Annotated in this window: 21 protein-coding genes and 2 tRNA genes; 4 read left to right on the plus strand and 19 right to left on the minus strand. The window is 64.3% G+C overall.

Features of this window, described 5'->3' with window-relative positions; translation table 11 throughout:
* Positions 1-4: 4 nt before the first annotated feature.
* The 3 genes from JQT59_RS06290 to JQT59_RS06300 form a co-directional block, all read right to left on the minus strand.
* Positions 5-2,572, minus strand: a complete 2,568-nt coding sequence (locus JQT59_RS06290) for an AMP-binding protein (protein WP_213577457.1) — start codon at positions 2,570-2,572, stop codon at positions 5-7.
* Positions 2,573-2,991: 419 nt separating this feature from the next.
* Positions 2,992-3,702 (minus strand): hypothetical protein, encoded by a 711-nt coding sequence (locus JQT59_RS06295; protein WP_213575403.1) that lies wholly within the window; start codon positions 3,700-3,702, stop codon positions 2,992-2,994.
* A gap of 421 nt (positions 3,703-4,123) precedes the next feature.
* Positions 4,124-4,855 carry a hypothetical protein gene (locus JQT59_RS06300; RefSeq protein WP_213575404.1) on the minus strand — a complete coding sequence of 244 codons (732 nt, stop codon included), beginning with the start codon at positions 4,853-4,855 and terminating at the stop codon, positions 4,124-4,126.
* 535 nt (positions 4,856-5,390) lie between these two features.
* Here JQT59_RS06300 and JQT59_RS06305 point away from each other — a divergent pair.
* Complete coding sequence (locus JQT59_RS06305) at positions 5,391-5,540, plus strand: hypothetical protein (protein ID WP_213575405.1); 150 nt, start codon at positions 5,391-5,393, stop codon at positions 5,538-5,540.
* A gap of 21 nt (positions 5,541-5,561) precedes the next feature.
* Entirely contained in the window at positions 5,562-5,753 is a 192-nt protein-coding gene (locus JQT59_RS06310; protein WP_213575406.1) for a hypothetical protein, read from the plus strand.
* 202 nt (positions 5,754-5,955) lie between these two features.
* Here the strand turns inward: JQT59_RS06310 and JQT59_RS06315 are convergent, their stop codons facing one another.
* The 11 genes from JQT59_RS06315 to JQT59_RS06365 form a co-directional block, all read right to left on the minus strand.
* On the minus strand, positions 5,956-6,267 hold the full coding sequence (locus JQT59_RS06315) for a hypothetical protein (RefSeq protein WP_213575407.1): 312 nt from the start codon (positions 6,265-6,267) through the stop codon (positions 5,956-5,958).
* Positions 6,268-6,430: 163 nt separating this feature from the next.
* Positions 6,431-7,057: a hypothetical protein gene (locus tag JQT59_RS06320; RefSeq protein ID WP_213575408.1), complete on the minus strand. Its 627-nt coding sequence runs from the start codon at positions 7,055-7,057 to the stop codon at positions 6,431-6,433.
* A 99-nt stretch (positions 7,058-7,156) separates the two neighbouring features.
* Positions 7,157-7,900: a hypothetical protein gene (locus tag JQT59_RS06325; protein WP_213575409.1), complete on the minus strand. Its 744-nt coding sequence runs from the start codon at positions 7,898-7,900 to the stop codon at positions 7,157-7,159.
* Positions 7,901-8,461: 561 nt separating this feature from the next.
* Positions 8,462-9,235, minus strand: coding sequence for a hypothetical protein (locus JQT59_RS06330; RefSeq protein ID WP_213575410.1), 774 nt, complete (start codon positions 9,233-9,235; stop codon positions 8,462-8,464).
* A 132-nt stretch (positions 9,236-9,367) separates the two neighbouring features.
* On the minus strand, positions 9,368-9,523 hold the full coding sequence (locus tag JQT59_RS06335; RefSeq protein WP_213575411.1) for a hypothetical protein: 156 nt from the start codon (positions 9,521-9,523) through the stop codon (positions 9,368-9,370).
* A gap of 2 nt (positions 9,524-9,525) precedes the next feature.
* Positions 9,526-9,900, minus strand: a complete 375-nt coding sequence (locus JQT59_RS06340) for a hypothetical protein (RefSeq protein WP_213575412.1) — start codon at positions 9,898-9,900, stop codon at positions 9,526-9,528.
* Positions 9,897-10,058, minus strand: coding sequence for a hypothetical protein (locus JQT59_RS06345; protein WP_213575413.1), 162 nt, complete (start codon positions 10,056-10,058; stop codon positions 9,897-9,899). The genes JQT59_RS06340 and JQT59_RS06345 overlap by 4 nt, the downstream gene beginning before the upstream one ends.
* 41 nt (positions 10,059-10,099) lie before the next feature.
* The gene (locus JQT59_RS06350) at positions 10,100-10,558 is read right to left on the minus strand and encodes a WhiB family transcriptional regulator (protein ID WP_213575414.1); all 459 of its coding nucleotides are present in this window, start codon (positions 10,556-10,558) and stop codon (positions 10,100-10,102) included.
* A gap of 361 nt (positions 10,559-10,919) precedes the next feature.
* Entirely contained in the window at positions 10,920-11,384 is a 465-nt protein-coding gene (locus JQT59_RS06355; RefSeq protein ID WP_213575415.1) for a helix-turn-helix domain-containing protein, read from the minus strand.
* Positions 11,385-11,387: 3 nt separating this feature from the next.
* On the minus strand, positions 11,388-11,594 hold the full coding sequence (locus tag JQT59_RS06360; RefSeq protein ID WP_213575416.1) for a hypothetical protein: 207 nt from the start codon (positions 11,592-11,594) through the stop codon (positions 11,388-11,390).
* Positions 11,594-11,788 (minus strand): helix-turn-helix domain-containing protein, encoded by a 195-nt coding sequence (locus tag JQT59_RS06365; RefSeq protein WP_213575417.1) that lies wholly within the window; start codon positions 11,786-11,788, stop codon positions 11,594-11,596. Before JQT59_RS06365 ends, JQT59_RS06360 begins: the two co-directional genes overlap by 1 nt.
* A 10-nt stretch (positions 11,789-11,798) precedes the next feature.
* Between JQT59_RS06365 and JQT59_RS06370 the strand changes: the two genes are divergently transcribed.
* Together JQT59_RS06370 and JQT59_RS06375 are read left to right on the plus strand one after the other, a co-directional pair.
* Entirely contained in the window at positions 11,799-12,482 is a 684-nt protein-coding gene (locus tag JQT59_RS06370) for a hypothetical protein (protein ID WP_213575418.1), read from the plus strand.
* On the plus strand, positions 12,469-13,566 hold the full coding sequence (locus tag JQT59_RS06375; protein WP_213575419.1) for a site-specific integrase: 1,098 nt from the start codon (positions 12,469-12,471) through the stop codon (positions 13,564-13,566). The genes JQT59_RS06370 and JQT59_RS06375 overlap by 14 nt, the downstream gene beginning before the upstream one ends.
* An 81-nt stretch (positions 13,567-13,647) precedes the next feature.
* On the opposite strand, the gene JQT59_RS06380 is transcribed toward JQT59_RS06375, so the two are convergent.
* The 5 genes from JQT59_RS06380 to JQT59_RS06400 form a co-directional block, all read right to left on the minus strand.
* Positions 13,648-13,720, minus strand: a tRNA-Ala gene (locus tag JQT59_RS06380).
* A 120-nt stretch (positions 13,721-13,840) separates the two neighbouring features.
* Positions 13,841-13,914, minus strand: a tRNA-Ile gene (locus JQT59_RS06385).
* A gap of 108 nt (positions 13,915-14,022) precedes the next feature.
* The gene (locus JQT59_RS06390; RefSeq protein WP_213575420.1) at positions 14,023-15,405 is read right to left on the minus strand and encodes a DUF3566 domain-containing protein; all 1,383 of its coding nucleotides are present in this window, start codon (positions 15,403-15,405) and stop codon (positions 14,023-14,025) included.
* Positions 15,405-17,927, minus strand: a complete 2,523-nt coding sequence (gene gyrA, locus JQT59_RS06395; protein WP_213575421.1) for a DNA gyrase subunit A — start codon at positions 17,925-17,927, stop codon at positions 15,405-15,407. Before gyrA ends, JQT59_RS06390 begins: the two co-directional genes overlap by 1 nt.
* 149 nt (positions 17,928-18,076) lie before the next feature.
* Complete coding sequence (locus JQT59_RS06400) at positions 18,077-18,919, minus strand: MHYT domain-containing protein (RefSeq protein WP_213575422.1); 843 nt, start codon at positions 18,917-18,919, stop codon at positions 18,077-18,079.
* Positions 18,920-18,929 lie beyond the last annotated feature (10 nt).

Below are 18,929 nucleotides of genomic sequence, written 5' to 3' on the forward strand. Positions count from 1 at the left end.
CCTTCTATCGAGCCGTGTTCGGCGTCGGAATCGGTGGTCTCTCCCAGGGCAGTACCCGACGTGCTGCCGACCAGAGGGCGGCGCGGCGGTCCCGCTGAAGCACGAAGGTAACCGCCTGCCAGTACAGGACGCCGACGAGCAGCGAGAGCGCCAGCGCCGGCCAGGGGTGGTCGTCGCGCAGCGGGAGGTACACCTGGAAGTGCGTCACGTAGATGTAGAGGGAGGCGCTCGCCAGCACCCCGGCCACTCGGCTCAGCACTGTCGGGCAGCGCACAGACCTCAGCCACACCAGCAGGCACAGCCCGCCGATGACGATGATCTCGCGCCTGGTGTCGCCGAAGAAGAATCCGGGCACCGTTGCCACGATCGCCGCGGTGACGCAGATGCGGTGCCACATGGTCGTCGCCTTGGCGGCAGCCCAGCCCAGCGCGAAGAACCAGAAAACGACCGAAGCGGTGAGGATGCGGTTGCGAGTGTCGTCGATGTCGATCACTCCGTACCGGGTGAGCAGGCCGACCGCGACGAGTCCCATCGGGAAGAGGAACGGGTAGGTGCGCTCAGTGCGGTCCACCAACGGAATACAGAGCAGCACGACGACGGCGAGGAGGATGTACACGATTGCCTCGACGAACCAGTATCGCCACTCGATCGTCCAGCCGGGCGGACCGAGAATTCCATTGAGCAAGAATGCACTGGTGATGCGGTATTCCCCTGTCAGGGCTATGACACATCCGAGCCACACCATGCTCGGAACGGCGATCCGGCCGACGCTCATGAGGGTATGGCGTAGCCGCTGGGTACGCCCCGCCGAACTCAGGTGGAACCGGGCGAAGTTGTAACCAGCAACGCCGAGGAGCACGTGCGCCCCACCGAGAAGCGTGAACAGATGAATGTGTGAGCCGGCGATGAGAACGATGGCGATCGCGCGGAGCAGAACATTGGTCTCCACTGACGGTCGTCGGCGTCCGCGGCGCGGTGTGAAGTCGCGAATCCGTGTGGTGTGCCAGTTCTCGGGTAGGTAGCCGAGCAACTGCTCGAGCCGCAACGACATACGGACGTAGGAGAGCGAGTCTCCACCCAAGCTGACGAACGAGCTGTCATCCGTGACGTTCGGGGAGCCGAGGACTTCGGCATACAGCGCGCGCAGTGCGTCCGCATCGGCGCGCCCTTCCCGGCAGGCACTCTGGGTCGGCTCCGGCCGCCGCGCGAGCGCGGTCACCGCCGAATAGTCGGGCTTACCCGTGGCGGTCCGCGGCAGTTCGTCGACGGCGCACACGCGGACCGCTCCGACCGGCAGCCCGGCGGCCCGCGCAGCGATCTGCCTCGCGCCGTCCACGTCACCACGGGATTCGACGGCCGCGATCAGCTCCTCCGCCCCGCCGACACAGCACGAGCGGTGGCCGTGCTCGGCCAGCGTCGACTCGACCAACGCAAGATCGATCCGCAGCCCGTAGACCTTGGCGAATCGGCTGCGTCGTCCGACCACCTCGTACAACCCGTCTCGGCGACAGCGGGCGAGGTCACCCGTGCGCAGTTCGCCAGCGAGAACGTCACCGAGGCGTAAGTCCTCAGGCTCCTCGGCATAGCCGAGCATCACGTTGGGGCCCGAATAGACAAGCTCGCCGATGTCATCGGGGGCGTCGGTGACGGCCTCGATCCGAAAGAATCCGCCGGGGATCGCCCGGCCGATGGTGTGCGGGTGGCTCGTGGCGAGCTCCGGCGGCAGATACGCCATCCGGGCAGTCGCCTCCGTCTGCCCGTACATGACGAAGAACTCCCAGCCGCGGCGCCGACCCAACTCGGCGTACTTCCGCACGCGGTCCGGCGCGAGGCGTCCACCGGCCTGCGTCACATATCGCAGGCCGGGCAGATCCAGTGCGTCGAACCCGACACGGTCCAGCAGGTCGAAGGTGTAGGGCACGCCCGCGAAACTCGTGCCGCCGTGCGCGCGGAACAGCTCCCAGAAATCGGCGTCGGCCACCGACAGCGACGTCAATACCAGGGCGGCACCGCTCAGCAGATGACTGTGAATGACCGACAGGCCGTAGCAATAGTGCATCGGAAGGGTTGTCGCCGCCCGATCGCTCGACCTGATGTCGAGATACTCGGCGATCGACTCCGCATTGCTCTGCACATTGCTATGGGAAAGGCGGACGAGTTTCGGCGACCCGGTCGAACCGGAGGTGCTCAGCAACAACGCGAGGTCGGGGTGCAGCACGTGCGCGGACCCAGCATGCAGTTCCTCGACAGCCATCCGACCGCTGGGATCCCTGCGTACGACGACGTCGGGTCGGTAGGCGGCGATCAACGCGTCGGCGCCGGCCGCTTTGTCGCCCGGCGCGAGCAGGACGGGATGGCCTGCTGCCAAGGCCGCGAGGTAGGTGGCAATCGTTTCGACGTCGTTGGCACCGCAGATCAACACCAGGCGCCGGATGCCGCCCAGCTGACGAGCCCGGGTTTCGACCCGCGCGGCGAGCTCGCTGTACGTGACCGTGCCGTCCGGCGTGATCAGTGCCGGGGCGTCGCCGTACTCGTCCAAGCGACGCGCGAAGGGCACGCCGGGACGTTCCATACGGTCGAACGGACGCGGCACCGACCCAGTGTAGAAGCGCTGCCCTGCATCACCCGTGAAGAGGTACGCAGCAGGCGGGACCCGATGCAGGTCAGTGAAGCACGAAAGCCACCTACCCGGATTTCGGGAGGTGGCTTTACGTTGATTCTTCTGTGGAGCCTAGGAGATTCGAACTCCTGACATCTGCCTTGCAAATGCGTAGCAGCACAGAGGTCAGGCGACCGAAATCGCTTCTTACCTGGTCATTTACATCTTCGGAATTCACCCGGATTCACCCGGTTTCGCGGGCAAGTGTGGGCAAAATGTGGGCATGGAGGGAACGGCGTCACCCGCCCCAACCGACCCGCGCTGAACGGCCGTTGCGGCAGCATACAGCGGCGTGTAAGCACCCCCGGCAGCGTTGGCGACGAACGTTCCCATCAGTGAGTACGGTCGCGTACCCGGCGGAGCATTTCCGGCTTAGCGGACCGCGCGGTATACCGCGCCTTGCGTAGAAGGGCGATCCATTCATGGGGATAGAGCACGGTCACCGTTCGCGGAAGGGGGGTCTTCGGATGACGGAAACCGTGGTCCCGCGTCACGCAGTAGGTCACGCATTGCTCGCCGGCGACCTCACAACCCGCCATTCGGGCCGTTGCGAAAACCTTCCCGTCCTCGTGGTCTAGGGGCGGATTACCAATCGGAAAGGTGATATCGCCGACCGAACCGCCATCCGTCTCGTCATACACGACCGTGTACACAAGGTCATGGACTAGGAGCTCCGATGCTTCGGACGTCCAACCGAGGCCGCAATCCTCATCGCGAACAGACTGGCCAAACGCCGCACGCGCCTCAAGTTCCTCACGCGACGGCTGGCCAGCTTTCGTCATCACTAGGTTGTCGATGTGGTTCGAGGTCCACACCTGCAGCCCAACGCCGCCTGAGAATTCGCCGGACAATGAGTGTGAGATCGCGAATGCGCTGTCAATCGCTGAGCTAGAGCCGTTGGGCACGTATGCGCTGCGGTTATCCCGCAGAAATGCCTGGTAACGATCCCAGGAGAAGGGGGCACCAAGTAGGCGCGCGACATCTAGGTAGATGTTGACGTCGAAGACAACGACGCGCACATCCCCTTCTGGGGAAAGGTCCACGCGATGCTATGGCCGCGGCGGACGAACGCGGTTGAAAGGCTTGCTGTTGAATACCTCAACACTCGGAGTCTCGCTCTGACCACGGCCAATGACCGGTCCCTTGTCAGACAGCGTCGCCGGTGTTCCGCAGAATTCGCGTTCCAATGCCTCAAGTTCCGACCTGCGCCACGCGGCAATCGACTCGTCTGCCACAAGCTCATACGTGATGTGGACCTGCAGGAACTCGTGCTGCTCCTCAACGGTCGTCCGCTCAGACAAGGTTATGGTCACTGATACTCGCCTCCCAATCCCATCACGTAATTCATATCCCAACTTGCCATAGTTTCATTACATCGGGTGCGGATTTGGTGTGCTCCAGGACACAATCCAATCGCGACGACACGACGAACGCCTTGTACAAGGCTACTTGCCCGAGGAAGGCTCACTTGAGCTGGGTCCCGCGAAGGCGCGCATGCAACGCCTCAACTAGACGACAGGCTTCGGGAGTAACGGTCGTCACCAAATCCGAGGCGTCCGCGAGTGGGATGGGTTTCTGCAACGTGCACTGCCAGAACGAATCGACGAAGGTTGCAACCTGCGGAAAGGTCACATCCTCCAGGTCCGGTTGCGAAGCAGGGCGCGGTGCGGGAGACCTTCCGGTGACGCGAGTCACGCGATCAGGCGCTTCCTCTCTGTTGATGATTCCGACTTCAGCCTGGTAGATCCATACGTCGGACGCTGCGCCATCGATCAGCAGAGCGAAGTCGGAGACTCCGAGTTCGGAGGCATCATTAACGATGGCTGTGGCGCCTTGCGCATAAGCCTGAGTCGAGTCGATGTCCTCGGGCCAGCCGACGAGATGCTGAAAGCTTGCTTGTGGAATAGCCCGCACGGCACCTAGGAGATGCCCAATCAACTCGGCAACTTCGGACGACGAGACGGAAGCGATCTCCGCCCTGATGTGCTCATGCACCGAAACGGATTTCAACGAGACATCGACCGTACGACGGTCGCGTAACTGAATGGTAAGCGAGTCGTGGGTAGCGTTAAAACCCTGCAGCAGCTTCTGCGTGTCGAGTTCCGCGAGAATGGAGGCGCGCCGATCTAGTAGCTCGTAGCGAACTCGATCCCAGAGGAAACTCACAGTGCGCGAGGTGGGGGCATAGGCGTCCATCAGGCAGAACAGTACCTCAGCGATTGGTCGTGTTAGCAGTCGACGGCGCACTACTAGCCAACCTGTTCGTGTTCTTGATCGGGAGCCGACTGGAATAAGGAGCTAGCTGACGCGCCTTGGGAAGATGCGGCGAGTGTCTGGACAAGAATGCCGCGCCAGCCCCGGGGGCTGGCGGGGCGCTGCGATGCAGCCAGTCTGGAGGCGACTGCACCAGGTGAGTAGTCGTCCATCGACCCAGGCCCGTTTTACAACCGACCGACAGCCGCTGTGGAGTCCCCACAGCGCCGGCCCAAGCGGTAACGCAACGGCGAGACATTGCTATTACGGACGGGCGGTCGCACAGTGTGCCGCCCGCACAGAGAGCTGCAAGCGTGAGTAGTTGCTGGACAGACGAAGACATAGACCACTGGCTGGGAGAAGTCGTCAAAGTCCCGGATGATGTGTTCGCGCGCGTCGTGTCCCGGTTCCGGACGTCGGTTAAGCATGGGACGCGGCAGCTGGGCGACAACGACGACTCAAGCAAGAGGTGCGCAAGGTGACTGACGACGAGATCGACACATGGGTCGCGAAGGTTGGGCGGGCGCCCGACGATGTGTTCGCGAGGCTCGTGTCGGGCTACGCGAGCGCACTTCGCCGCCAGGCCGCTGCCGAATCGGGATCACCTGGTCGCGTGGCGAACCAGTGACCTGACGTGCATGATCGTGCCGTGACTAACCCGGAGACACCTGCCGCCGCGCCACTGCAGTACCTCGTCCCGCCGAAGCCGCCGAAATGGAAGCCGGCGACGGAAACCCGCATGCAACGGGTGCGGCGGGAGAACGAGGAGTGGCAGGCGAAGAACGGACCCGTGACTGTGCGCAAGATCGGTCAGCCGGTGCCTATCAGCGCCTCGAGGTAGCCTTCCGATCAATCGCCGCTGGCCTCGGGCCGGGCACTCGATCTTGAGTCCCTGGAGCCCACCATGCCCGTCACGGATCTTCTCGTTGCCATCGCACACCATGCCTCCGGCGTTGCGGAAACTGTCCTCGCATCTGTGATCGCTGCCTGGATCATCCGTCGCGGTGACTAGAGCGACGAGTGACGCTGCAATTCGACGACCGTCAGAGCGCTGGTCGCAGCTGCTCGACGTCATCGTCGTCGGACGTCAACAGGAGCGCCCATGGCGTCTCCTGCAGCCGCTTGAAGAGCGCGAGCGAGTCGACCCTGCGCACGTCGACTTCGCTCTTCGAGTCGATCGACACGACATAGGGGTACTCGTCGCGCTCGTCGTAGCCGACGATGGCCACTGCGGTGTCGCTGAGTCGGACGACGGGTGCGCCCTTCCGGGTCTCGCCGGTCTGCGCGCCGATTGCCGAGACCATTTCGTCGAGTGACCGTGGGCCGCGCACTTCAATCGTGTCTGTGTTCGCCATCGGTCACTCACCTCCTAGTCAGGCGGCCGGATGTCGACGGTAACCCTCGCTCAATCGACAGTGCCAGCAGTTTGCGGATCCACGTGCACGTTCTCGCGACGTTGAGGCCGCTGTGTTGGTGCGGAAAATCGGCTGCCCGGCGTCCACGCCACGGGATCCCGAGCTAGCCAGCAGCCTTGTCGATTTCCTCCTGCAGATACACCAGCGAGTGGTAGTGGTGGTGACGACCCTTGACCAGCTGATACGCAACGATATCGTCCTTGTTGAGCCACCCCGCTCGCTTCGCTTCGGCAAGCAGCTTCCGCAGGTCTCGCTTGCCGTAATCGTCGGACCAGCCATTATTGCCTGCGAAGTCGATTGCCTCGAGAAGTTCCTCGTGCTCGGGTGTCCGGTCGACAGCATGCACCTTGCCAGCTTCGAGCAGGTTGATCGCACCGGTCTCGTCTGCCCACGCCACGCAAGAATTGAACTGGTCTTCGATCACGACGACCGGGGCCCCATTCGCATGCCGCAATCCGAGTTCAAGCTCTTTCAGGGCCGGCACGTAGATCAGCACAGGGACGCCGTGCCCAACCCGAGACCGGTTCTCGTTCATCGGCGTGACGACGTCCCGGCCCTTAGAGTAGTGCTTGAGGCGTTCGTTGAACTCAAGCACTGCCTTATTCGGTGCGACAATGACTGGGCGCAGTCCGAACTCGTTGAAGTAGGCGGCGGCCAGTGCGACGGCTCGTTCGTAGCCGACTTCGTGGTCGAAGGGAATGAAGGCAGAGCGGATCTCACTGGATACCATTCTCGACACTGTAATGATTAGCTCCGACAGCAGAGGCAAGCTTACTGAGCGCCAAGAATTGAGGGCTAGAATCACCAAGCTCTTGGGGCGACTCGGCGGTTAAACCTTCATGGCCTGAGCAACGTCGGTCACTCGCGAATACAGATGCTCGACACGACGTTTGCCGCCAACAGTTCGGTGCAGATACACAGCAACGTCACGGGCGTCTCGTTCGGCGCGGACAAGTGGTTTGTTGACTTGACCGACCAGTCCGAGCCCATTGTTTTCCGCGCGGATGAGCGCATTGAAGTGCGTGAGGCCAGCGGGGCTCTTGTGCGCGAGATAGTTTCGCAGCCCCTTGATCAGTGCAATGATGCACGCGTCCTCGCGAGTGCTGACTATCGAACTGACCTTGTTCGCGTAAACACCATCTAGGTCCGCCTTCGCATGCTTGATCCAGGTCTCATTGTCCTTGAAGGTAACGTTCCTTCTAAGCGGATCGAGCAGCCCCTCAATCTGGTCCTTAGTGGGTCGATCGGGGACGGCCGTGCAGCCTGGGGTCAGAGCCTCCAACTTGGCGCCAAGCTCCCCCTTTGCTAGTTCTTTCCCCAAGTCGCCCGCCACGCGCGCGACAAATACGTCTGGACTCTTCGAAATCGCTGCGACATGCCACCGGTGGACGAAGGTCTCCCACAAAATTCCAAGGCGAAAGGCAGCATCAGCCGCGAGTGCTTGCTTTTCAGGCCGGTGGGCATTAGCGCCGCCTTCAATCAGTGTGTACAACCTCGTGAATCGGGCGAGTGAGCCGTTTGCATCGTCGACGAATTCATCAACAACGTTATCCGGGTTCAATGTGCGCGCCATAGCTCACGATTTTGTCACGAGTTCGCCAGACCCGTACTCATCTTGGGCGCTACGCCGAAACGGTGTCCGCTGCCTTCTCGGGATCAGCGCTCAGACGGCTAGGACGTTGCTTGCAGCTCGTGCAAAACTCGTAGATCCTGAAAGAGCCTGTATTTCACACAAAGTCCGAGGCCCTATGCCGACCGTGTGTCCTATGGGGGCGGGGAGGGGGGTACCCCCCATGGGGTGCCATGCTGGAACACAGCGCCTCCCTGCGCGACGATCGGGTCTTGAACGGCGCTACGCCTCGGGCCCGAGCAGCTCGCCGGCGCGGACTCGGGTGAGCACGGCGTCGAACTCGGCCTCGCTCAGTCCGTTGAGTCATTCCTCGGTCGCTACGCGGTACCGCTCGAGGCGGGAAAGTAAGAGCAGGGGGCTCACGTAGTTAGTGGGCATGGTCAGTTCCTCTCGGTTGATGTGCTGATGCCCCGCCCCACTGCGCGACCGTCGATGGACCTCGCACGGAAGGAACGGCCGGTGATGGGGCGGGGCAAGTACTCATGCGGATTCGATCTCCGCGTGCTAGTCGCGGGCACTCATCGCTGCGCGCAGCGCGTACTGGTCACTCTGTGCGAGGGGTTGGGTTGCGCTGGTCGCGAGCCGATGTACCTGCTCGATACCCGCGGCGTCGAGCACCCAAGGCTGTCCGTGCTCGACGATGTGGAGTAGCCACCGTTGCTGCGATACCCCTTGCGGCCACAGTGCTGAGTGACCGCGGTCGTCGATCTGTCCGAGCCGATGCTCGGTCGGCGTTAGCCAGGCTCGATGCTGAGCCAGATCGCCTCGCGCAGATCCCGAGATGGACGCTGCCGCTGCCGAACGCCGTCCGCGCCAATACGGATCGACGTCCAAGTGGTTGGCGAGGAGTGCGGAGGCGTAGAAGACCTCATAGCTCGGGGACCGACTTCCGTCCTGGCTGTCGAACCTGGCGACGTCCCAGTGCGCATTGCGCATGCCCTCATATCGAGTGACGAGGCCGTCGACAAGGAGCCGACCATCGTGTGCACCCGACCGCAAGGCGTCCTCGGCGGTCGTCGCGGTCCGCAACACGTCAGCGTTCTCTTCGACCAGGCCGACAATCTCGCTCAGCTCAGTGCGCACAACCTCGTATGCTGCGGGGATGCCGTTCCGCTTCGCCTCGGCGGCTAGATGGCGGGCATTGTGGACGGCACGGTCGACGAGGGCTCGCTCTTCGGCCGCCGACCGTGCTTGCATGTCGTACTCGGCGAGGCGCTTCGCAATGTCGTGCGGGTCGTCCCGTGCCGTTCTGTGCGGCCGCGAGAACGTCAGCGGCAATCGCGGTCTCCAGGGCAGTGCGCGGGGGCAGGGTAGGTGACTGAGCAACCCAATTCTCCAGAGTCGATACGGCTGCCTGAGCTTCGGCGTACTCGGGGATCGCAGCGAAAGCGCGGTCGCTCAGAGTGCCGGTCACTTCGTGCCCCCGCGGCGGTTGTTGAACATGTCGCGGCCAGCCTGCATACGGGCGGCCTTTTGCGAGCCGGTGCCGCGGGCTTCCTCGATGATTGCGTCGAATTCGTCGGGTTCCAGAGCTGCGAGGTAGTCGATGAAGTCGCGTCGGTCCATGATTAACCTTCTTCCTGGTTGCGGTGTTCGAGGATCGACTGGCGGTCGAGAAGCCAGCGACCGGCGACCTGTTGACCTCCCAGTCGCGGTGCGAGCCTTCGTGTCTGTCGCGTGCTGAGACCGAGCATCTTGGCTGCCTCCTCAATCGGTACGGACGGTTCGTAAGATGTTGCAACAGAAGGTGTTTCGCGGACGTCCGCATGTCCGTCTGCGGACACCAGGGCATCTACGATCCGGGACAACTCACCCGAGTCGGGCAGGCCGTTCCTCTTCCTGGCGCGGATCTGGACGAGGATTGCTCGCAGCGTGGTCGATACCGCGGTGCCAGTGAGAACGACTGCACCACCGAAGCGCTGAACGGTTGGCGGGTTGGTCATCGCGGTTCCACTTCGACCGCGTCGATGATCGCGTCAGCCAGGCGAATCGCTTCGTCGAGCGTGTAGGTGCGGCCGGCGAAGCGGATGCGGTCGGCGTCGCGAAGGACGTCGAACTGGCTGCGATGTTGCGCACAGAAGCCTGTAGACGAGATGTGCATTTTCGTGCACCTGAGTTCGCGACACTCGCGGCGCCGCTTCTTCATGGCTTCTCCTGATGGGTTGCCGCTGGGATGACACCGGCCCAGACGCCCTCGATGTACTGCGCGTGCTCGGCGGCGACGTCATGGCACGCCGTGAGAACCGGGCAGCTGATACAAAAACGCACGGCTGCCTGATGCCGGGCCGCGCGCTGGGGCTCCTGTTCGCCGTCGTGCCGATCGTCGAAGAGGTGGTGGAGGCCGACGCACGCGGCGCCGATCAGGCGGTCGTCGACCAAGTTGGTCAGCACTGGCGGCGCCTTATGCTTGCGGCGACCCTCGGGATTCCGCAGTGTCGCGACACTGCGGTTCCTCGACGGAACGCCGGCGCTCGATCTGCGGGAGTTGAGCGCGGCGCGCAGTCGGTCAGTCGAAACGCCCCGCCCCGCCCGCCGTAGCGATTGCTGGGCCTCGGCGCGGGTCGCCGTCACCGGCACTCCCAGGCGCTCAAGGTCGGTCATGACCTCTTCGACGGCAGTCAATAGCGAACCTCCCGAGACTCTTGCGGGCGAAGGTGTGGCTTGCAGACGAGACAGGGGATCATCCGCCCTTCGCTGTCCTCGCCGAGCCAACCGGTCCGGCACCGCAGATCGTGCGGCGCAACGAATGCTTTCGCCGCCCCGCGTGCCTCCCCATATCGATCGAGGGTCATGGCGGTTCTCCTCTCGCGCACACGCGCGGTCGTAAGTTGCGTTCCCAGGGCGCCGACTGTGGGTTGGTATGTGGGTGGTGATTGCTGGGTTGGTGACTATGGGTTGGTGGGGTATCACCCGTGATCCCCAGACTTCGCCAAATGATCCCCAGACACGGCCCAGATGATCCCTAGACTTTCTCGGCGGCAACCAGTCTGGGGATCACGGGTGAGCTGTAGACCGTGGTCTGCGGATGAATGTCTGTCTCATGGGCGATACCCAGACTCTGCGTCTCCTCGGGGCTCAGTAGGTCCAACTCGAGCAGGGTTGGCGGCACTGAGAGTCGGTACTCGTCGGCCTGTTTCGCCCATCGGTTGCCTTGCTTCGTCCGGTCGACGAAACCGTGCTCTCGTAGCCAGGCAAGGCTTCGCTTCACGGTGGGTAGGGACACGCACGTCACTCTGGCGAGCCGTTCCGTGCCGGGGCGCACGCGGGTTCCGTTCTGATCCGCGTAGGTGGCCAGCGTGAGCGCAACGAGCTTCGTCGTAGGAGGCATCTTGACGCGTCGCACGATGCGCTCCCACTCGAACCGTTCCATCGGCCCGACTGGGGCAGCATCGATAGACGCGGTGAACTCCGCTGGCTCTGCTGTCATAATTCAGAAATCCCCTTGCCGTGGCTCGATCTCTGCGCCCTGGGCCTCGCCGAGCGCGGCGGCAAGCTCGGTCACCAGGTGCGCGGCCTCGTCGATCGCGAGCGAGAGGTGCCCGTGTAGGCCGAAGAAGACCCGGATCTTGCCTGTCTCAGGCGCGTGCTTCACGGTGGGCAATTCGTCCATAACGACGTCCATCGACAGGTAGGCCATCACGCCACCTCGCCTGGGTGCAGTCCCGTGAGGGAAACGGCGGGGACGTCGATGTGCCGCGCGGTCAGCAGGACGTCGGTCACGGTGAAGGCGCGCGTACCCGCGAGCCGTCGCTCCGCGGTTCGCTGCGAGACTCCGATGACGCCGGCGAGAATCGTCGACCGCAGATGTAGGTTGCCAATCGAGGCCCTCACGGACTCGGCAATGGTGTCGGCAATCGCGCTATCGTGGATCACAGAATTTGCTCCTCTTAGGGTTGGTGCAGTTCTCGTCGCCCTCGTCGACCTGGCCGTCGGCGGGGGCTTTCTCGTTCGGTTCAACTGGCAAGGCAGTAGCGTTCGCGCAGTCGAGTCCGGTCGTGCATCCCCCACCATCCATCTGCTGTTCGCCATGGCGGCGGCACTTGAGAACCTTGCAGGTCGACCGCTTCCTCTCGCCGAACTCGTGTCATGTGACGACGATCAGCCGATCCAGATCAACAAGGGCGTGACGCTGAGGGGTGGCGCCTTGAAGGGCCTGTTGCGCGGTCAGTCCGCAGGTTTGATCGCGGCCGAAGTGCAAGAAACGGCAGGTTCCGGGCTCGACGCACTGCGCCTCGTCCGCGAACAGGGCGACGCTGGTGGCGTCGCCGCCGGCAAGGCACTCTTCGGCGTCGAACAACTGATCCGAACCTCGGGGGAAGCCGAGTCACGCGCAGCCAAGGGCCTTGGTATCTCAGTTGGCCAACTGGCTTACTGGTCCCATCGATTGTGGGGCCGCCTTCTCTCAGAAGAGAGAGACGTGCGCGCAGGCGACGCGAATCCTCAGAAGCGTGGCCGGACCATGCGCGAGTTGAAATCAGAACTCCAGTTGGCGATTGAGGAGGCGGCGTCAGATGGCGACGATTGAGAGCTACGACGCCAAATCCGGCAAGCGCTACCGGGTGCGCTACCGCACGCCCGACCGCAAGCAGACTGACAAGCGGGGTTTCACCACCAAGCGGGCCGCTCAAGACTTCGCCGCGACCGTGGAAGTCGAGAAGCTCACCGGCTCGTATATTCCTCCATCGGCCGGGCGCGTCACATTCGGTGAGTGCGCCGAGCAGTGGATGGCCGACAAGGTGAACCTGTCGGCGTCGACACGCTCGCGCTACCGGTCAGCGCTCGACGTCCATGTGCTGCCTGAGTTCAAGACCACTCCCCTGGCTGACATGAGTCGCGAGAAGCTGCGGCGCTGGGTTACAGCGATGAGTGCGACGAACTCGGCGGCGACAGTGCAGAAGAACGTTGGCGTTCTGCGCCAGGTGCTCGAGCAGGCCGTCGAGGACGCGCGGATCGTGGCCAACCCAGCAAGCGGGCTCGACCTCCCTACGATCGAGCACAACGAAATGCGGTACCTCACCGTTCAGCAAGTGGACTCGCTCGCCGCGGCGGCCGGCGCGCACTCAGTGCTTTGCTACACGCTCGCCTACTGTGGCCCGCGGTTCGGAGAGGCGGCGGCGCTACAGGTCGCCAACGTGGATCTCGAGCGTCAGCGCCTCCGTATCCACCGCTCGGTGACCGTCGTCGACAGCAAGCTCGTGTTCTCCTCCACCAAGTCGAACAAGGGCCGTGACGTTCCCATCCCGGGCTTCCTCTGCGAGCTCCTCGAGACGCACCTCGCCGGGCGAAGCGCGGACACCCTCGTGTTTCCGGACTCGCGCGGTGGGCCGATGCGTGCGAACAACGTCCGGCGTCGCTGGTGGAACACGGCCGTGGAGAAGTCGACGGCGCCGGAGGGCCTCACGCCTCACGAGCTGCGCCACACGTGCGCGTCCCTGGCAATCACCGCAGGGGCGAACATCAAGACGCTGCAGAGGATGCTGGGCCACTCCTCGGCCGCCCTGACGCTCGACCGGTACGGCCACCTCTTCGATGACGACCTCGGAATGGTCGGCGACCAGCTCGACAAACTGGCTCAAGGTGAGCTGAGATCACTCCGAGTTGTCGGCTGATGTGGGCAAAATGTGGGCAGGACAGCAAAAGAGCCACCTTCCCGTTCCCGAGAAAGTGGCTCTGACCTGCTATCTAACTTGTGGAGCCTAGGAGATTCGAACTCCTGACATCTGCCTTGCAAAGGCAGCGCTCTACCAACTGAGCTAAGGCCCCGTTACCTCGTGCCACACCTCGTTGCTGCGCAGCAACTTGGTGAGTCCTATCGTCACCAGCACGCCGGCTCCCACGATCAGGAGGACCTTCATGCGTATGACCTTTCACCGGCACCAGGAGTGGGCCTAGGAGGACTTGAACCTCCGACCTCTTCGTTATCAGCGAAGCGCTCTAACCGCCTGAGCTATAGGCCCCTGAAGTCTGGAAACCAGTCTTGCGCAGTTCCCTGAACCGAGTCGGAAGATTACCCCACCGGACCGGCAGATACCAAAACCGGTCCGGTGAGACTGCCTTTTCCCAGTTCAGTCTCGATCGGCGAGCGTCACTTCGACACCGCCGACGAGGTCGGAACAGAGGTTGTAGATGAACGCCCCGATGGTGGCGAGCGCCGTGAACAACACCATGTTCGCGAGTCCGATGACGGCGGCATAACCGAAGACCTGGCCGGCCGTCACGAGCCCCTCCGAGCTCGACTCCGCCACGATGTCGGTGAACGCGTTGTTCAGCCGGTCCCAGACGCCCATACCGTCCAGCACGACGTACAGCAGGCCGACCGCGACCATCCACACGAAGAACAGCGACACCGAGATGACCGAGGAAATCTTCAGCGTCGACCACGGGTCGACCTTGCGGATCTGCACCGTCGCCCGCAGAGCCTCGCCCTCTCCGACGCGCTGGGGGGCGGCGGCCACCTTCGGCTGCTGCCCGGTGGCCGCTGACGCAGGCAGTGGGTGCTTCGCCTCGGAGAGGTCGGGCATGTCCTTGGGGAGCACGTCACGATTGATGTGCCGGGTGGGCCCGTCGATCGCGGACGCCTTGGCCTTGGCCGATTCCCGCTGCGACACCGCGGCCGCAGCAGCGGTACCGGTGACACCGCCGGCGGCAGCGGCAGCAGCGCTGGACGGCCGCCCCTGGGCGGGAGCGGGCTGCTTCGGCGCGGCCGGGGGTCCCTTCTGGACGGGAACGGCCTGAGTCGGTGCCCCCGGCGGCGTGGTGGGCGCCGCCGTGGACGGCTTCTGTGCACCCGGCGCGCTCGGCGCCCCTGCTGCGGCAGCAGCGGTGCCCGCACCAGCCGTAGCGGACGACGGGGAGTCGGGACGCGGGCGCTGTTGGGAGCCGGGCTGCCCCGGCTGTCCCTGCAGCGGCCGCTTCAGGTTGGTCTGTGGCTCTCGTTGCATCCCCCGCTGCCACGGCGGTGCCTGACTTCCCCGAACGGGCTGTGCACCGTCGACGGGAGCGCCGGACGCAGGTGCCCGGTTGCCTGCCGGATCGGCCGGAGCCGTACTACCGGGAGCAGGGTTGCCGGGCGGTTGGCTGCGGGCGGGCGCCTGGTTGCCGGCGGCACGGTCGGCAGGCGCCTGTTGGGGCGGTCCCTGACGGCCGGGAGCACCCTCAGCGGGCCGTCCCTGCTGAGGCGGCAAGGGCCGACCCTGGGAGGCCTGCGTGTGGGGAGCCTGGGTACGAGGCCCCTGATGTTGCGGCGGCGCGGCGCCGGGCCGGGCAGCGGGACCTGCCGCGGGGCCGGGCCCACGACCCGCAGGCGCCTGACCGGGGGTCGAACCCGAGGTGGGGTTCGACCGGGCAGAGCCGTTCTCGGGCGTGCGGGTGGTGTGCTGCTCGGAGGCCGCCGACCCGGCAGAACCCGCGCTCGGCTTGTCACCGCCTGGCTGGTTGGGAGTGCTCACTAGGACTCCTTAGCTCCTTTGCCGCTGCTCTCGGCGTTGTCTTCGGGCTCGTCGGGTTCGTCGGCGTTGCGCGCGATCGCGAGCAGGGTGTCGCCTTCCCCGAGGTTCATCAACCGAACGCCCTTGGTCTGCCGACCGGCCCTGCGGACTTGCTTGGCGGCGGTGCGGATGACGCCACCGCCCGAGGTGATCGCGTAGAGCTCGTCGTCATCGTTCACGATGAGCGCTCCGACCAGGGTGCCACGTTTCGGGTCGTACTGGATCGTGAGTACGCCCTTTCCGCCTCGTCCCTGTGGCACGTAATCCTCGATCGGAGTGCGCTTGCTGTACCCGCCCGACGTCGCGACCAGCAGATAGGTGCCTTCGCGCACGACGTTGAGCGACAGCAGCTCGTCGTCCTCGTTGAACCGCATGCCCTGGACACCGGACGTGGCGCGGCCCATCGGGCGCAGCACCTCGTCGGTGGCCGAGAAACGGATCGACTGCCCCTTCGCCGACACCAGCAGAAGGTCTTCATGGGCGGAACACAGCACGGCGCCCACCAGTTCGTCCTCACCGCGCAGGTTGACGGCGACGATGCCGCCGGACCGGTTGGAGTCGAAATCGGTGAGCTTCGACTTCTTGACCAGGCCGTTGCGGGTGGCGAGAACGAGATACGGCGCGTCCTCGTAGGTCTTGATCTTGATGACGCTCTGGATCCGCTCGTCCGGCTGGAAGGCCAGCAGGTTGGCCACGTGCTGGCCGCGCGCCGTGCGGCTCGCTTCCGGAAGCTCGTAGGCCTTGGCCCGGTACACGCGGCCCTTCGTCGTGAAGAACAGCAGCCAGTCGTGCGTGGAGCTGACGAAGAAGTGCGACACGATGTCGTCCTGCTTGAGGCCGGCGCCCTGCACACCCTTGCCGCCACGCTTCTGCGAGCGGTAGAGGTCGGTCTTGGTGCGCTTGGCGTAGCCGGTCTCGGTGATGGTGACGACGACGTCTTCGCGGGCGATGAGGTCTTCGTCGGCCACGTCACCGTCGGCCGCGACGATGCGGGTGCGTCGATCGTCGCCGTGCTTGTCGACGATCTCCTTCAGCTCGTCCCGCACGATCGCACGCTGGCGTTCGGGCTTGGCGAGGATGTCCTGCAGGTCGGCGATTTCGCGTTCGATCTCGGCGAGTTCGTCGACGATCTTCTGACGCTCGAGAGCCGCGAGACGACGCAGCTGCATGGCGAGGATCGCATCGGCCTGGATCTCGTCGACGTCGAGGAGTTCCATCAGGCCGGCGCGAGCGATGTCGACCGTCTGCGAGGCGCGGATCAGGGCGATGACCTCGTCGAGGGCGTCGAGCGCCTTGACGAGTCCGCGCAGGATGTGCGCGCGTTCTTCGGCCTTGCGGAGCAGGTACTCGGTACGACGGCGGATGACCTCGACCTGGTGGACGACGTAGTGCCGGATCATCTGGTCCAGGCGCAGCGTGCGAGGCACACCGTCGACGATGGACAGCATGTTGCACCCGAAGCTGGTCTGCAGCTGAGTGTGCTTGTACAGGTTGTTGAGAACGACCTTCGCGACCGCGTCACGCTTGACGGTGACGACGATGCGCATACCCGCACGGTCCGAGGACTCGTCGTGGATGTCGGAGATGCCGGCGATCTTGGCATCGCGGACCTGCTCGGCGATCGACGTGATCAGGTTGTCCGGGTTGACCTGGAACGGCAGTTCGGTGATGACGATCGTGGTGCGCCCCTTGGCGTCTTCCTCGATCTCCACCACACCGCGCATCCGCACCGATCCGCGACCCGTGGTGTACGCGTCATGGATGCCCTGACCACCGACGATCAGGCCGTGTGTCGGGAAGTCGGGCCCCTTGACCCGTTCCATGACGGCCGTGAGGGTGGACTCCTCGTCGGCCTCCCAGTTCTCCAGAGCCCAGTAGATCGCCTCGGCTACCTCGCGGAGGTTGTGCGGCGGGATGTTGGTGGCCATACCGACGGCGATGCCACCGGAACCATTGATCAACAGGTTGGGGATACGGCTGGGGAGAACTGTCGGCTCTTGCGTCCGGCCGTCGTAGTTCGGAGCGAAATCGACCGTTTCGTGGTCGATCTCACGCAGCATTTCCATGGCCAGCGGAGTCAGGCGGCACTCCGTGTATCGCATGGCTGCGGCGCCGTCGTTACCGCGGGAACCGAAGTTGCCCTGACCGTCGACGAGCGGGTAGCGCAGCGACCACGGCTGCGCCATGCGCACGAGGGTGTCGTAGATGGAAGCGTCACCGTGGGGGTGGTAGTTACCCATGGTCTCGGCCACCGGTCGCGCAGACTTCACATAACCGCGGTCGGGCCGGTAACCGTTGTCGTACATTGCGTACAGGACACGCCGGTGCACCGGCTTGAGGCCGTCCCGCACGTCGGGCAGCGCGCGACCCACGATCACGCTCATGGCGTAATCGATGTAGCTGCTCTGCATCTCCTGCTGAATGTCGACGGGCTCGATGCGGTCGTGCCCCGGTCCCTCCGGCGGCAACGTTGTGTCAGTCATGAGCTCCTTCTTCTACTCGGCTTGACGTCTCCTCGCGGACGAGTGGTCCTGCACGACGTCACGCAACCACCCGAGTCTATAGGTGCAGGTCAGCTGGAACGGTGAAGGACTCGGATGCACTCCTGAACAGGGCGGGTTCCGCGTGTCCGCTACCGGAGTTCCAGTTCCCTACCGCGGCTTTCGGCCGCGAGCGATTCGGCGGCCAGCATGTCGGCCTCGAGTTCGAGTTCGGCAGCCACCCGGTCGGGCGCCATCAGCAGCGCCGTGATCGGGATCGTCACTACCAGCATGCCCAGCACGAAGACGGGGAACAGGATTGAAAACACCTCGAGACCGTCGGGGCGCGGAGCCTCCGGATCGACCGTCACGCTCACACCGAACACACCCGTGTAGTGCATGGCCACCAGGGCGGCCGCCAGCACCAGCGCCGCAACCAGACGCAGCGCCCGCGAATCGAGAATCGAGATCGACCACATGATCGCAGCACCGATGACCAGGCCTATTACCGCTGCGGCGCCCGTCAGTATCGGGTCGAAGCTCACGGATCCCTGGATCACGAGCGAGGAGACGATAGCCACGTGCATGCCGGCGAGCCCGACACCGAGGATCACGGCAGCTGCGGCCAGCCGGCTGATCTCCACCGAGGTGGTCGGCCGCCGATGCTTACTCGGCGGCGGACTGACGATCAGCAACGCCACGCCGGCTGCGAGCACCGGTACCGCGAACGACACCGCGATCCACAGTGCGTCGTAACGCAGGGTGGTACCCGCGACCTCGAGCCCGACCATTGCGATGTAGTGCGGCAGCCACGCCCCGATGCCACCGATCGACAACGCACCCCACGCCAGCCAGAGGTAGCGCTGGCGCGGACTCGTCGCCGTCATCGCCTTGCGGCCACTGGCGATACCGACGAAGAGGCCGATGAACGCGGTGACCACGGCAAGACCGACCACCCACGTGCCCATGGAGAACTGCTGCAACTCGTCCGACATTGTTCGAATC

The sequence above is a fragment of the Rhodococcus sp. USK13 genome (genome assembly GCF_018343855.1).
Classification (GTDB): Bacteria; Actinomycetota; Actinomycetes; order Mycobacteriales; family Mycobacteriaceae; genus Rhodococcus_F; species Rhodococcus_F oxybenzonivorans.